13 protein-coding genes are annotated in these 13,991 nt (G+C 68.5%); 6 read left to right on the top strand and 7 right to left on the bottom strand.

Annotated elements, in window-relative coordinates:
• The first annotated feature begins 94 nt into the window (after positions 1 to 94).
• The 4 genes from ACFV15_RS05230 to ACFV15_RS05245 all read left to right on the top strand — a co-directional run bounded on the left by ACFV15_RS05230 (position 95) and on the right by ACFV15_RS05245 (position 3,785).
• The gene (locus ACFV15_RS05230) at positions 95 to 1,240 is read left to right on the top strand and encodes a glycosyltransferase (protein ID WP_378348871.1); all 1,146 of its coding nucleotides are present in this window, start codon (positions 95 to 97) and stop codon (positions 1,238 to 1,240) included.
• A gap of 120 nt (positions 1,241 to 1,360) precedes the next feature.
• Positions 1,361 to 2,305 carry a hypothetical protein gene (locus ACFV15_RS05235; protein ID WP_378348872.1) on the top strand — a complete coding sequence of 315 codons (945 nt, stop codon included), beginning with the start codon at positions 1,361 to 1,363 and terminating at the stop codon, positions 2,303 to 2,305.
• Between the two features lie 42 nt (positions 2,306 to 2,347).
• A complete protein-coding gene (locus tag ACFV15_RS05240; RefSeq protein WP_378348873.1) occupies positions 2,348 to 2,911 on the top strand; it encodes a helix-turn-helix domain-containing protein in 564 nt (187 codons plus the stop codon).
• The gene (locus tag ACFV15_RS05245; protein WP_378348874.1) at positions 2,898 to 3,785 is read left to right on the top strand and encodes an SRPBCC domain-containing protein; all 888 of its coding nucleotides are present in this window, start codon (positions 2,898 to 2,900) and stop codon (positions 3,783 to 3,785) included. Before ACFV15_RS05240 ends, ACFV15_RS05245 begins: the two co-directional genes overlap by 14 nt.
• Positions 3,786 to 3,788: 3 nt before the next feature.
• On the opposite strand, the gene ACFV15_RS05250 is transcribed toward ACFV15_RS05245, so the two are convergent.
• A complete protein-coding gene (locus tag ACFV15_RS05250; protein ID WP_378348875.1) occupies positions 3,789 to 5,483 on the bottom strand; it encodes a pentapeptide repeat-containing protein in 1,695 nt (564 codons plus the stop codon).
• Positions 5,484 to 5,625: 142 nt separating this feature from the next.
• Between ACFV15_RS05250 and ACFV15_RS05255 the strand changes: the two genes are divergently transcribed.
• On the top strand, positions 5,626 to 7,323 hold the full coding sequence (locus ACFV15_RS05255) for a hypothetical protein (protein WP_378348876.1): 1,698 nt from the start codon (positions 5,626 to 5,628) through the stop codon (positions 7,321 to 7,323).
• Between the two features lie 7 nt (positions 7,324 to 7,330).
• Here ACFV15_RS05255 and ACFV15_RS05260 read toward each other — a convergent pair whose 3' ends face one another.
• Complete coding sequence (locus ACFV15_RS05260; RefSeq protein ID WP_378348877.1) at positions 7,331 to 8,071, bottom strand: alpha/beta fold hydrolase; 741 nt, start codon at positions 8,069 to 8,071, stop codon at positions 7,331 to 7,333.
• A gap of 368 nt (positions 8,072 to 8,439) precedes the next feature.
• Between ACFV15_RS05260 and ACFV15_RS05265 the strand changes: the two genes are divergently transcribed.
• Positions 8,440 to 9,702, top strand: a complete 1,263-nt coding sequence (locus ACFV15_RS05265; protein WP_378348878.1) for a DUF222 domain-containing protein — start codon at positions 8,440 to 8,442, stop codon at positions 9,700 to 9,702.
• A gap of 412 nt (positions 9,703 to 10,114) precedes the next feature.
• On the opposite strand, the gene ACFV15_RS05270 is transcribed toward ACFV15_RS05265, so the two are convergent.
• The 5 genes from ACFV15_RS05270 to ACFV15_RS05290 form a co-directional block, all read right to left on the bottom strand.
• Positions 10,115 to 10,501 (bottom strand): hypothetical protein, encoded by a 387-nt coding sequence (locus ACFV15_RS05270; protein WP_378348879.1) that lies wholly within the window; start codon positions 10,499 to 10,501, stop codon positions 10,115 to 10,117.
• Positions 10,502 to 10,674: 173 nt separating this feature from the next.
• The gene (locus ACFV15_RS05275; RefSeq protein ID WP_378348880.1) at positions 10,675 to 11,349 is read right to left on the bottom strand and encodes a response regulator; all 675 of its coding nucleotides are present in this window, start codon (positions 11,347 to 11,349) and stop codon (positions 10,675 to 10,677) included.
• 23 nt (positions 11,350 to 11,372) lie between these two features.
• Complete coding sequence (locus tag ACFV15_RS05280; RefSeq protein WP_378348881.1) at positions 11,373 to 12,533, bottom strand: sensor histidine kinase; 1,161 nt, start codon at positions 12,531 to 12,533, stop codon at positions 11,373 to 11,375.
• 80 nt (positions 12,534 to 12,613) lie between these two features.
• On the bottom strand, positions 12,614 to 13,327 hold the full coding sequence (locus tag ACFV15_RS05285) for a hypothetical protein (protein WP_378348882.1): 714 nt from the start codon (positions 13,325 to 13,327) through the stop codon (positions 12,614 to 12,616).
• Positions 13,328 to 13,405: 78 nt separating this feature from the next.
• A complete protein-coding gene (locus ACFV15_RS05290) occupies positions 13,406 to 13,846 on the bottom strand; it encodes a hypothetical protein (RefSeq protein WP_378348883.1) in 441 nt (146 codons plus the stop codon).
• Between the last annotated feature and the right edge of the window lie 145 nt (positions 13,847 to 13,991).

The raw sequence follows: 13,991 nt of genomic DNA on the forward strand, positions 1-13,991 counted from the left end.
GGTCGGTTTCAGGCATGGGCCACTTCCAATAGTTTCTTCTCGTTAGTAACCCCACTGTACGGCAGTATCGGCGGTGCTGTGGAAGTGTGCCCGTGTGCGAGTGGCTGTAGTCGCCGGTGCCGATCCCGGACACGTCTTCCCGGCGATCGCGTTGTGCCTGCGTTTCCTCGAAGCAGGCGACGTGCCGACCCTGTGCACGGTCGACCCGTGGGTGGACGCCGCGGCGGAACTGGGCATCGGCGTGGTCCGCCTGAACGGGCTCGCGCCAGGCCGCGAGCTGGACCTCGGCCGCGCGCTGCACGACAGGGCCGCGATGCTGGCGCCCGCGCTCGCCCCGCTGCTGACCGACCTCGAGCCCGACCTGGTGGTCTGCGACGTCATCGCGCAGGGCGGCGGCATGGCCGCGGAGCTCGCCGGGGTGCCCTGGGTCCAGCTCTCGCCGCATCCGCTGTACGAACCGTCGCGGGGCCTGCCACCCATCGGCGCCGGGCTCGCGGCAGGCGTGGGCGTCACCGGGAAGCTGCGCGACGCGGCGCTGCGAGCGGCCGCGTCGAGGTCGATTCGCCGAGGTGACCAGCAACGCGCCCGCGCACGCCAGAGCATCGGGCTGGCCGCGCGAGGTCCGGGACCGGCGGTCCGCCTGATCGCGACGCTTCCCGCGCTCGAGGTGCCGCGCCCGGACTGGCCGTCGAACACCTACGTGGTCGGCCCGCTGCTGTGGGAGGCGGCCCGGCAACGGCTGGCCCCGCCACCGGGTGACGCGCCGCTGGTCGTGATCGCTCCGTCGACCGCGTCGTCCGGAGCCGCGGGGCTGGCCGAGATGGCGATCGACGCCTTGCGGGGCATGGAAGTGCGGGCGGTGGTGTCGACGTTCGGTCCGGCGCCCGCTGATTTGCCGGAGTGGGCGCGGTCGGGCCAGGGCAGGCAGGACGAACTGCTCAGCGAGGCGGCGGTGGTCGTGTGCGGGGGAGGGCACGGCCTGCTCGCGAAGGCGTTGCTGGCCAAGGTGCCCGCGGTGCTCGTACCCGGTGGCGGCGATCAATGGGAAATGGCCAACCGGGTGGCACGCCATGGCAGCGGCGTGCTCGTCCGGCCGTCCACAGTGGACACCCTGCGTGCCGCGGTGACACGTGTGCTCGGCGACCCGAGTTTCGCGGCCGCGGCTGCATTGGCAGGCGCTTCGGCGGCCGATGTCCTTGACCCGGTTGAGGTTTGCCGCGCCGCGCTCCGCTCGTCGTGAGCCCGGTTCTGTCTCTTGGGACAGGGTTTCGATGCGCAGGGGCAGAGTCGGGGCTCGAACCGGTCCGCGGTGCTCGTTCGCGAAGAGAATCGCCCTATGGGATACAGAAAACATCGTTGGGTGGCCGCGGTACTCGTGGCATTGTGTGCGGTGGCAGGAGCCGGATTCGCGGGGGTGACCTCGGCCGGTGCCGCCGGGCAGCGGCCGATCTACGCCATCGCGCATCGCGTGAACACCGCGGACGGGGTGCGGGCCGCGCTCAAGCACGGGGCCAATGCCATCGAGATCGATGTGTGCTCCTGGTGGAATCCGAACGAGTGGCGGGCTTGGCACGACTGCTCGTCGGCGGGGGACACGCGCCACGGGCCGAGCGTGGCGAGCATGTTCGACCTGATCGTGTCGGAGGCGCGGGCGGGGCGGCGGCTTTCGCTGGTCTGGCTGGACATCAAGGATCCGAACTACTGCGGGGAAGCGCCCAACCGGGCGTGCAGTGTCGCCGGGCTGCGCGACCAGGCGCAGAAGCTGACGGCCGCCGGAATCCAGGTGCTCTACGGCTTTTACGAGTACCACGGGGGTAATACGCCCGATGTGGGCGGACGTGGCTGGCAAAGCCTGCAGGGCAGGCTCGGCAGGCTTGAGGGCATCACCACCACGGGCTCGCTCTCGTCGATCCAGAACACCTACGCCAACCACGGCGCGGGATTGCCGAACGGGCGCCGGGCGATGGACTACGGCGACTCGGACATCACGAAGGGGTTCGGCAACTGCGCGGAGCCCACGTACTACACCTGCGCGGAGCTGAAGAAGGCCGCCGGCGCCCGGAACTCGGGCTCGCTCGCGGCGACGTTCTCGTGGACGACGGACTACAACGATCCTTGGTACGTCGACAAACTTCTGGGTGAGGCCGGGGTCGACGGCATCATCGCAGGCTGGGCCAAGAACCAGGTGACCGAGTACAACGACGGCTGGCAGTGCTCGCAGTCGATCGCGGCCGTCCGCGACTGGGTGGCCAAGCACGGCGTCACCCACCGCATGGCCACCCCGAACGACCTGCTCTTCCACTGACCATTGACAAAAAACTTTTTTACGTAAAGACTGTTTTTCGCCATGAGAGATGTCGTCTATCTTGACCAGCTCGAGCAGGCCGAGGCTCTGCTCAAGCCGCAGCGCATCGAAGTGCTGCGGCACCTCGCCGAGCCCCGGTCCTGCACCGAGGTGGCGGTCCAGCTCGACCAGACCCCGCAGCGGGTCTACTACCAGGTGAAACGCCTCCTGGAGGCGGACTTGGTGCGTCAGGTCGCCGAACGCCGGGTGCGCGGGATCACCGAGGGGATCTACCAAGCGGCAGGCCGGTCCTACTGGCTGTCCCCGCGGCTGGTGGGCCGGATCGGGCTCCGCCAGACCCGCGACCGGCTCAGCCTGGGCTTCCTGGTCGACCTGATGGAGGACGTCCAGGCGGATATCGCCGCGCTCGACCGCACCCGGCCGGATCTGCCGTCGATCGGCGTGTCCGGGGACATCCGGGTGCGGCCGGAGCACCGCAAGGCGTTCCTCGACGAGCTGAACCAGACGTTGCAGGACCTGTTCACCCGTTACGGCGGTGCCGAAGGCGACGCGTTCCGGCTCGCCGTCGCCTGCTATCCGAAGGGAGATCCCGATGACCGAACCTGACCTGCGCCTGCGCGCGGTCGTCCCGGCCCCGTTGAAGGTCACGTACGAGGCGCTGACCGACCCGGCCGCGTTGCGCGTGTGGCTGGCCGAGCACGCCGAGGTCGACCTGCCGGGCAAATACGAGTTCTGGGGCCGTTTCACGCCGGACGGCGCAGAGCCACGCCAGCGCGTGCTGCACGCGGACGAGCGCGTCATCCGGTTCGGCTGGACCGTGGAGGGCGTGGAGGCCACGGTCGAGTTCGAACTCGCCGAGGACGAAGACGGCACGCTGGTCACGCTGAGCCACAGCGACCTGCCCAGCTTCGAGGAGGTGATCGGGGACAAGGCCGGTGCCCGTGGCGCGCTGCACACGTTCTGGTCGCTGGCGATCGCCAACCTGGCCGACTATCTGGCAGGCCGCGAGCTGACTCCGATGGTCGACTTCACGGTGAGCGAACTCCGCGCGTCGGTCACCATCGACGCCGCCCCGGAGAAGGTGTTCGATTCGATAGTCCAGCCGGAGGTGTTCCGCAAGTGGTTCGGCGCCCACGTGGACATCGAACCCCGGCTGGGCGGCCGCTTCGCGATGGGCGGGTTCGAGCTGGATCCCGGCGGTGCCAAGTTCGTCGAGTTCGAGCCGGGCCGCAAGGCGGCGCTGCTGTTCGCCGACGGCGAGACCACCAGCTGGGAGCTGGAAGGCTCGGACGGCAAGACCAGGCTCACCATGATGCACAGCGGGTTCGACCCCGCCAACCCGCCTTACGCGGGCTGGGGAGGCTGGCTGGGTGGCATCGCCGGGCTGCGCCACTACCTCGAACTCCCCGGCAGGCGCTCGATCTGGCGCCAGGTCGAGGTCGCCGGTGTACCCGAGGGCATGCTCGTGGTCGACCAGTAGGAGCTACCGCTTGACCCGTGCGCGTATCGACAGCAAGGCCAAGCCGAGCAGTACCGGTCCCAGTATCCGCAGAGTCAGCTCCGTGTAGTTGCCGATGGTGGTGAGCGGGATCGTGCCGGTCGGCCTGATCAGCGAGGTGATGCTGTGCAACGAGTAGGAGATCGCGTCGGGCCAGCCCAGTCGGGGACTCGGTAGCGTGGTCTGGACATACGTGCCGCCGGCCGTCGGAACGTAGGCTGTGGTGGCGGTGGTGGCGAACCCGGCCGACATGAAGATCACCGTGGCGACGGCGACTGTGACCGCCAGCGCGGTGAGCGCGCGCCAAGCGCGTAAGCCATAACCTGCGAGCAACCAGTAGCAGTACAGCAGGAATCTCTCGGTACGGGATTCGGTGCCACGCCTGCGCATTTCCATTTCGCCGTAGTAGAAGTCCGCGCTGCCAGGCTCGTTCTTCACGTCCTCGAAAGCTTTCCGGAGTGCCCGGTAGGTCTGCTCGACCTGCCGGGCCTCGGTACGCGGATTGCCGTGGGTTTCCCTGGTGCGCCAGAGGTACTCCTCGAGCACGACGCGACGGCGGGTCTGGCCGAACCTCCGTCGCGGGAGCAGGAACTGGTCGCTGCTGCCGACTCTGAGCTGGTCGAGGTTGTGGGCCTGGTTGAAGCGGCAGCCGCCGAGGTCCACCTGGTCGATGACGAGGTTGCGCACGTCGGCCTCGTCGAGCGACAACAGGCGGGGCGTGCCGAAGGCGTCCGCGAAGCCGCCGAGTCCGGTCACCGGGTCCCGCTTTGTCACCAGCGACGGCGCGCCGAATTTCGACCTGGTGAGGTCGATGTCGGTTCCCCAGGCACGGATGCTGCCGCCTTCGGAAAAGTCGGTGCCGTGAAGGTTCAATGACTTGCCGGCGAACTTGATCTGGGTGTGCTTGCCGAACCGGGCATTGGCCATGCTCAGTGCCTCATGGCTGCACATGTCGAACCTGGCTTCGGCACCGAACGAGGCGTTCGTGAACGCTGCCCGCCCCAGGAACAGGACCTTGCCGAATTCGAGTTCGCCTCCGAAGGTCGCGGAGATGAAGGTGACGTCGCCCTCGAAGCGGACGGTGTCGACGAACCTCGCCGTTTTCCCGAAGGACGCCTCGCCGAAACTGGCCCCGGCTCCGAACCGGGTGTATCGAAAGTACGAGTAGTCACCGAACCGGGCATTGGCGAAGGAGGCTTGTGCTCCGAAGACCGTGCCTTTGAACCAGGGGTTGTGCCCGAAGTCCGTGCCTCTGAACGATGCTCTCTTGCCGAATCTCGCGCCGCGAAAGGTGGGACGTCCCCCGAACTTCGCTCTGTCGAAGGTGGTCTCTTCGCCGAAGGTCGCACCTCGGAAGTAGGCACGCGCACCGAACGTCGCACCGGCGAAGCTGCTCCCGTCGCCGAACCGGGCGTCGCCGAAGCTCGCGTTGTCAGGAAAGACCGCGTTCGTGAACAGCACCGTCCGCGCCGGTCGTTCCTTCGAAGGCAGGTTGACGTACACCTCGTGGATCAGCTCGGCGGTGAACCGCACGCCACGGCCGTCGATCGGGGTCACCCAGCGCAGGTAGTCGTCGCGGTCGGCACGGCTGACATGCAGCAGGCACCTCGTTTCCGAGTCCAGTGCCGCGCCCGCACATCCGTGCACCGGGCACTCGGGCCAGGTTTCGTCAGAGGTCACGAGGGCAGAGTCGTCGCGGAGCGCCCGAGCGTTTCAGTGCTCCATGCGAGTGAAACGCCCAGTATGCGTCAGATGACCGAGATCGGTCCGGGACATCGCGGGACACTGGCACCCATCTGTCCACAAGGGAGGGTTCTTCGCCATGCGGGAGAAACGGCACAGACGGTTCGCGCCGATCGCGGCGCTGGTGGTGGCCATGGGCGTTCTGCTTCCGGCACAGTCGGCGCAGGCATGGGAGTCCGAGTTCACGCTTCCGGCTCCAGCACCGGCCGCACCGGGCGCGATCACCTCGATCGCTCGCGGCGCCGGCGCGCTCGACGTGTTCTGGGTCCATCCCGATGGGGCGATCAGCAACGCCGCGTGGACCGCTGCCAGCGGTCGCTGGATCACCCGGCCCGTGGCACCCGAGGGCTCGGCCGTGGCAGGCGCGCTCTCGGTCGTGGCACGCGCCAACGATCTACTGGACCTGTTCTGGATCCGGCCGGACGGCGGCGTGTCGAATTCGTGGTGGCACACCGGTTACACCGCCTGGCCCAAGGCGCTCAGCATCGCGTCCGCCCGGCACGCGCTCCCGGGAACGCTCACCGCGGCCGGACGCAACCCGGATCAGCTCGACGTGTTCTGGATCGAGCCCGACCGCTCGATCGGCACCACCGCGTGGAGCCTCGGCGGCGCCTGGCGGGAACCGTGGCGGCTCACCGGGGCCGGTGTCGCGCAGAATCCCGGCGCGCTGACCGTCGTCTCCCGTGCTCGCGACAACCTCGATGTGTTCTGGGTGCGCCCGGACGCGGGTGTTTCCGTACTGACCTTGAACCCCGCCACCCCATGGAATTCCCGTGCGATCACCGGCGCCGGTCACGTCCGCATCGGCTCGTCCCGTGATGCGGTGCGGCCCGCGCTGACCGCGGTGTCCCACAGGGAGGACCAGGTCGACGTCTTCTGGATCGGGCCCGACGGTGCGGTCGGCACCACCGTCCGGAACACGCGGCTGGACTGGCCGGCGCCCTGGCCGATCACCTCACCCGGCGCGGCGCAGCCGGGCGCACTCGACTCGGTCAGCCGGTCGGCGGGGCGCTTCGACCTCGTGTGGGTGGCACCCGACGGCGCGATCCGCAACCTGACGTTCGACGAGAAGCTCCCCGGAAGCTGGGCCGCGGCACCGGTCACCGGCGCGGGACGCGCTCAGGCGAACGCGGTCAGTCTCACCACTCGCCATCCCGACCTGCTCGACGCGTTCTGGATTCGGCCGGATGGCAGCATCGGCACCAACTGGTGGCATCTCGAACGGATCCGCGTCCACGTCAAGGTCGTCAACCTGCCCGGAGCCGACTACGCGGTGATCGACACCAAGATCAAGAACATGGTGACCGCTTTCGCTCAAGCCGAGATCGGCGTCGACCTGGTCAGCGTCGAGCACATCACGGTCACCGACACGGCGAAGAAGGATGTGGTCGACGTCGGGTTCTGCGAAGCGCCGCATCCACCGACCTCCGACATGGTGAAGCTGTTCGACCACCGCAACAATGTCCAAGCCAACGAGATCGCTCTGTATGTGGTGCCCCAGATCAGCCCGAGCAGTTTCGCCGGTTGTTCGCGGCATCCGGACGGCAAGCCCGGCGCCGTGTTCATTTACGCCGCCGAGCCCTGGGCGGCCGCGCACGAAACGGGACACGTCCTCGGTCTGCAGCACCCTGACTGCACCACACTGACCGAACTCGAATGCGCCAGGTATTACGGCGACCGCCTCATGCTGCCCAAGCGGGTCTATCTCACAAAACCGGTCCCCGAGATCCTTTCCGGCGAGAAGGTGACGATGTACCAGTCGCCACTCAGCAGATAGCCCACGTTCAGGCCGGTTCTCCGAGGAAGGAGATGATCGAGGCCGCGAGTTCCGGACTGGTGAGCGCGCTGAAATGGTCACCGGGTACCTGGGTGAAGCGCGCGTTGGGCAAGGTCGTGGCGAGTGCGCCGGCGGTGGCGTGACCCTGGTCCTGGTCGCCGACGGCCACGAGCGTGGGCGTCGCGATCCCGGCGAGCGCGGAGGGTTGAGTCGCGACCTGGGTGCCGAGGATGTGAAGGAGCGCCTGCGGATCGCCACCGAGTCGCCTGATCCAGTGCGCCTGCTGCGCCTCCGGCGACCCGGGCTCGAAAACCTCACCGCCGATCATGCCGGTCAGCACGCGGCGCAGCCGTCCACCACCCGGATTGCCCGCCGCCGCGAGTCCGTAACCGGCCACGATCGCGCGGGCGGGCCGCGCGCCCCGGACCAGCATGCGCAGCACGGTCTGAGCACCCAGCGAATAGCCGCCAAGGTCGTAGTCTTCGAGTCCCAGCCAGTTGATCAGCGCGATCCCGTCGTCGGCGAGAACATCGGGCGGGTAGGACGCCGGGTCGTGCGGACTCGCGCTGGCGCCATGGCCGCGCAGGTCCGGCAGGATGACGCGGTAGCCATGCGCGGCGATCTCGGCGGCGTGGGTCCATTGTGTTCCGTCGGCCGTGAATCCGTGGAACAGCAGCAGAGGGCGGTCGGCGTCGCCCAGTTCGCGGTGGGACAGGTCCAGTCCATCGCGGCTCGGGAACCGGTGCACGCCGTCCAGAGTGGCAGGCCGTCGCCGTGCGCCGCAAAGGCAGGGCGTTGTCGTGAGGACACAGTCGCGCTGATCGTGATTCGAGGCCTTGGTCGTGAACACCGGATTTCTTGCCAGGTGATGGGCAGTCACCTTGGTCTTGGGTCTGTTTGGGGTGGATCCAGGGCGGTCCCGTATGAACATTTCCGCCGCCTGGGCCGGATTTCGTGGTGGGTCGCCGCGGAAGTATCCATACGGACCGAGGGCACGCTGGCCACAATCCGTTGCGGGGTACCGAAATCCCCGGCCGAGGTCCCGCGAGACCAAGAAAAGCAGAAAACCTGTTATGCCTAGTGGCATATGACTCTAGTCGCAGGTAAGATGGAGTCATGGTCAGCACCGAAAGTCCTTCCGTCGCAGCACCGCCCGAGTGGTGGCGCTGCGAGAAGGACGCGCTGCTCATGAACTACGTCGCGCGCGAACGGGAGAAGCGCCGTCTGGAGGCGGAGCAGGGCCAGATCCTGGCGGAGATCGAATCCCGTGGTGTGAAGGACGTAACCGGATGCGCGGTGCTATCACAGGCACTGGTCGACTGGGTCCAGATCAAACCCGCCGAAGCCAAAGCCCGCGTCGACCGCGCCCGAGCACTCAACCCCCGCCAAGACGGCGGCACACGCATTCCCGCACTGGCGCCCTATACCGCAGCCGCCGCGCTCGATGGGGATCTGGGGGCGGCGCAGCTGGATCCGATCATCGCCGGACTCGCCGCCCTGCCCGCGTGGGTGTCGCCGGGGGAACGCGAGACCGGGGAGCAGATCCTCGTCGATCTCGCCCGTACCGCCGGGCCACGCCAGATCACCGCTGCTGCGACGAGTTTGCGGGATCGGCTCGACCCCGACGGACGTGAACCCAAAGACCCAGACCCGGCCGCGCCGCGGCATGAGCTCGGGTTCGTGAACCACCGCGACGGCACCCACGGCGTGAAGATCACAACCGACGCCGAGACCATCGCCCGCCTGAAAGCAGTCCTCGACCCACTGGCGAAACCCCGCCCCGCCACCGAAGAAGAAGGCCGCGACACCCGATCACAATGGGAACGACTGGGGGACGCGTTCGCCGAATTCGTCACCTTCGGCATGGGCAACCCCAAGATCCCCACCCAGGCCGGCGACAGCGTGCACGTCGTGGTCACCATCGGCCTCGAGGAACTCAAGACGGGGATCGGGCGGGCCTGCCTCGACCTTGTCGGGGACATCAGTGCCACCGAGGCTCGGATCTTGGCGTGTGACTGCAAGATCATCCCCGTCACGTTGAATGCTAAAGGTGCGCCGCTGGATGTCGGCCGCACCCAACGCCTCGCCACCCCAGCACAACGCCTCGCACTCGCCATCCGCGACGGCGGCTGCGCCTTCCCCGGATGCGACGCCCCACCCCAACGCTGCACCGCACACCACATCGTCTTTTGGGCACATCACGGGGAAACCCAGATCGATAATCTCGTGCTGCTCTGCGGACGACACCACCGGCTCATCCACTCCAGCGACTGGGAAGTGCGGATCGCCGCCGACGGCTACCCGGAATTCATTCCACCGGAGTTCATCGACCCGGCACGTGCTCCTCGCCGCAATACCCTGCACACCAGCCGAACCTGACACCGGACGTAGGCGTACCGCGGACCACGGCGCAGCGCTTGCGCAGGATTTCCGGCCACTGAACCGCGAAAACCCCACACAACGACCGGCGCACCTCACTGCTGTCATCACGCCCCCGGTTGGGGCGGCCCGACCCACCACCCGGGCGACCACCAGAACCCCGGCTGGGGCCCAGCGAGCCACGACATGGTCGCGACAACGTGCCCCCGGTCCGTGTAGACATTTCCGCAGCGACCCACCACACAACCCGGCCCAGGCAGCGGAAATGTCCATACGGGACCGCCCTGGATCCAACCCCAACAGACCCAAAACCCAGAGCAAGCCCGCTATTTCAGCCGAAGATTGCTCACCTCGTTGATCGAGCGGGCACCTCTTGCCCAAACTGCCCAGGGCACGCCACCTTCGGAAGCCTTCAGGTGCCGCGCCGGTCGGTGCGGTCGCGATCGAACCACCGGACCGCCGTGGACACGGTGCCAGCGGCGTCCTCGGCCCAGGGCTTGGCGGGGGTGACCCGGATCGAGTCTTGCTCGCTGAGTACCAGTGCGTCGGCGCGGCCGCTTTCGGGGACGCCGAAGCGGCTGAGCCAGCCGGTCGCGGCGCGGGAAGCCGGGCCGCGGTTTGCCGGTTTGTTGGGTTCGGTGCCGAAACGCCAGGTCTCGTGGCCGGGGCGGCCGAAACCGCGGTAGGTGCTGTCACTCAGGTTGCGGACGGGTTCGGCGGGAGCGGGTGGTGGAGCGTTGCCGCAGCCCGCTAGCAGTATGGCCGCGGCCGTCAGGCCGAGCATGCGTTTCCGGTGCATCGCTGGTCTCCGTTTCGCCGACACGGGGCCTGGCGTTGCTTCGCCATTTCGATATCCGTTTCCGGGCAAGGGAAAGCTATCGATGGGGGAGCGCGCCGGTCGTCAGCCGGGAAACAGATTTATGGCTACCACGCAGTGGGTAGCCGGAGCGCGAGGTCAACCAGAGGTGTAGATCACGGCCGTGGCATGCCTACGAGACCTGTCTCGTAGGCGAGTACGACCGCCTGCGCGCGGCTGTTCAGCGCGAGTTTCGTCATCACTCGGGACAAATGCGTCTTGACCGTGCCTTCGGAGATCATGAGGTCGCGCGCGATGTCGCCGTTGGTGATGCCGGTGGCCACCAGGCTGAGGACCTCGCGCTCGCGCGTGGTCAGCGGTTCGAGTCGTTCCTCCTGTGCCGCGGGCAATGCCGGCGGACGGTAGCGGTCGACGAACGCGTCGATGAGCCTGCGGGTCACCGTGGGCGCGAAGAGCTTGTCGCCCGCCGCCACGGACTGGATCGCCGCGAGCAGGCTGGCGGGCTGGGCCTCCTTCAAGAGGAATCCCGACGCGCCGGCTTGGAGTCCTTCGTAGACGTACTCGTCGAGGTCGAAGGTGGTGAGCATGAGGATCTTCGGCTCGGGGTCGAGTTCGTCGCCGAGTATCCGGCGGGTCGCGGTGACGCCGTCGACGCCCGGCATGCGGATGTCCATCAGGATCACCTCCGGCCGGGTTTCGCGAGCGCGGTCGACGGCCTCGGCGCCGTCGCCCGCTTCACCCACGACCTCGCAGTCGGGGCTGGCCGTGAGCAGCGCGGTCAGCCCCGCGCGTACCAGTGGCTGGTCGTCAACGACGAGAACAGTGGTCATGACCTGCTTCCCCTGCGCACCCTTCAGACCGTGGGCAGAACCAGTTCGACGGCGAAACCGCCGTCCGGGCGCGCCGCCGCGGTCAACTGCCCGCCGTAGAGCTTGGCTCTTTCCCGCATGCCCAGTAAACCGTAGCCGGGGCCGCCGCCGGGCGTGGCGACCTCGGGAGCGTCGTTCTCCACCCTGGCGATGATCCGGGCCGGTTCCCGGCGCACGGTCACCGTCGTGCGGCACGCGCCGGCGTGCTTCATCACGTTGGTCATCGCTTCCTGCACGACGCGGTACACCGTGAGCTGCAACGCCGAAGGCAGATCGCCGAACGGGCCGGTCAACGCGAGCTCGACGGCGACGCCCAGCCCGCGGATCCGCTCGGCCAGTTCGGGGAGCTGGTTCAGGCCCGGCGCCGAGGTGAACTCGACCTCACCGGAGTTTTCGGGCAGGCGCAGCAGATTGAGCACGCGGCGCATGTCGTCGAGGCTCTCGCGGCTGATGTCGCCGACGGTGCCGACCGCCGTGCGCGCTGTCGCGGGATCGCTGTCGAACACGTACGCGGCCAGTCCCGCTTGCATCGAGATCACGGACATGTGGTGCGCGATGACGTCGTGCAGTTCCCTCGCGATGCGCAGCCGTTCGGAGACCATCGCGCGCTCGAGCTGTTGTTCGTGCTCGCGCCGGAGTTCCTCGGTCGCGGCGGCGAGTTGCCGGTTGCGCTGGGCCAGCTGGCGCGACAACCCGCCGAGCACGACGGCGACGCCGCAGATGACGACGGTCTGCGCGATCGCGCCCACCGGCGGGATCCGCAGCGTGGCGGCGCCCGCGTAGAGCACCGGCCCGGCGACCACGACGGACGCGAGGCTGGTGCGCGGCGTCGTCATGGCCGCGACGCTGTACAGCGCCAGCACCGGCCCCCACAGGTGCAGGCCAGGCAGGTAGCCGCGCGCGAGATAAACGAGATAGGCGGCCGAAATCACGACCAGCACGAGCAGCGGCGCCCGTCGGCGCGCGGCCAGCGGCAGGCAGATCGCGGCCGTGAGCAGGTAGGCCCAGCCGTCGAACCAGCGCCACGGCTGCTCACGGAAGCCGCCCGCGACGAGGCTCATCATCAGGAAGACGAGAACGGCGACCCCGGCGTCGACGGCCCACCTGGGTACCGGGCGCGTCATGAGCCCGCGTGCGCCGTCCATCGGCCGAGCCTAGCGAGCCGTGCGGGCCAGGGCGTCATACCGGGGGAGTGCCCTGGCCTGCCACGGAGGTTGACCCGGGATCAGTTCGGCCCGCCACCGGTTTCCGGCGCGCCCTTGGGCACGACGACCTGCGGCTGCTTCTTCGTCGCCGGAGGAGCGGTCGTCTTGGTAGGCCTCGGCGTCGGCGGCGTGCCGAGGACCGTGAACTGGAGTGTGCCCGTGACCGGGGTTCCCTTGCACTTCAAGGTCGCCGTGTACTTGCCCGGCACGGTGGTCACCGTGGTCTTGCCGCTGATCCGGCCGAAGTTGCCGCCCATGGTGAACTCCAGCGGTGCCGCGAAGCCTGGCGAGGTGACAGGGCCCGCCGGGCCGCCGGGGCAGGCGTTGATGGTGTCCGAACCAGCCGTGATCTCTCCGCCCGGCTGGACCTCGGTCGGGTTCAGCCACCAGGACGGCGCAGGGTGGGGGAGCACGGTGAACCTGGTGCTCAGCTTCTTGCCGTCGCAGGTGGCGGTCGCGGTGTAGGTGCCCGGCGTGGTGACGGCGTTCCCGTTGCCCCACAGGTTGTTCCGATCGCCGCCGACCGCGACCAGGCTGACCGGCGCCGTGAAACCGGGCGAGGTGACGGCCGAGAAGTGGTCGCAGCCGCCCTTGATCCCCGTGCCGAAGACGGCGCCCGGCCGCACCTCGGCCGGATAGACCTCCAGGCTGGGCGCGGTCGCGGCCAACGCCACCGGCGCGAGCCCGAGCCCGAGTCCGACGGTGGCCATCATCGTGGTGACAGTACGTTTCATAGCGGTGTAACCCCCTAGCCGCACCGGCTCTCGGCGCGTTCCTGATCACCCACACGCCGGAGGGGGCCGCTAGGTTGCCTAACGGCGGCCGGTGGCCAAGATGACGAGGAACTGGCCGCCGCCCGGTTCGACGCTGGCGCTCACCGGCAGCCCCGGCACCAGCCGGGAGAATCGGTCCACCAGCCAGTCAGCCGCTTCCTGAGCGTCCTGTTCGGTCGGACAGCGGGCCACCATCTCGCGGCCGCCCTTGCGTTCCAGCCGCCCGGCGACGGTGATCAGCGGCGCGGGCTCGACCACGTGCAGACTGTCCGGCCAGGCGATGACGACCTTGACCGCGCCCTTGCGGGTGTTGCAGCCGCGGTGCGCGAGCCGCTCGGCGATCTTGGCCTTCCGGTCGGCGGTCCGGCTGTCGACGCTCGGCCCCCGGGAGTCGTTCACCGACATGTCGGGGTCGACCGGTTCGTCGCACACCCAGCAGCGCCAGCCGTCGCGTTCGGCCACATCATCGAGGAGACTCACCCGAGCAAACTAGCCTGCGCCGCGCGCCCAGTCCGAGGAGGTACCGGCTGAGCCCGGTGGAGCCGTGGTGCGCGTGATAGCGTCCGCTCGACGTGCGCGGTTGTGAAGTCCGGTGTGAATCCGGCGCTATGCCGTAACTGTGAGG

The sequence above is a fragment of the Amycolatopsis sp. NPDC059657 genome, from assembly GCF_042734395.1.
Classification (GTDB): domain Bacteria; phylum Actinomycetota; class Actinomycetes; order Mycobacteriales; family Pseudonocardiaceae; genus Amycolatopsis.

Coding starts and splice junctions, on each gene's coding strand:
- ACFV15_RS05240 (WP_378348873.1), top strand. CDS start 2,348: ATGAGAGATGTCGTCTATCTTGACCAGCTCGAGCAGGCCGAGGCTCTG.
- ACFV15_RS05270 (WP_378348879.1), bottom strand. CDS start 10,501: ATGCACCGGAAACGCATGCTCGGCCTGACGGCCGCGGCCATACTGCTA.
- ACFV15_RS05265 (WP_378348878.1), top strand. CDS start 8,440: ATGGTCAGCACCGAAAGTCCTTCCGTCGCAGCACCGCCCGAGTGGTGG.
- ACFV15_RS05245 (WP_378348874.1), top strand. CDS start 2,898: ATGACCGAACCTGACCTGCGCCTGCGCGCGGTCGTCCCGGCCCCGTTG.
- ACFV15_RS05255 (WP_378348876.1), top strand. CDS start 5,626: ATGCGGGAGAAACGGCACAGACGGTTCGCGCCGATCGCGGCGCTGGTG.
- ACFV15_RS05275 (WP_378348880.1), bottom strand. CDS start 11,349: ATGACCACTGTTCTCGTCGTTGACGACCAGCCACTGGTACGCGCGGGG.
- ACFV15_RS05285 (WP_378348882.1), bottom strand. CDS start 13,327: ATGAAACGTACTGTCACCACGATGATGGCCACCGTCGGACTCGGGCTC.
- ACFV15_RS05280 (WP_378348881.1), bottom strand. CDS start 12,533: ATGGACGGCGCACGCGGGCTCATGACGCGCCCGGTACCCAGGTGGGCC.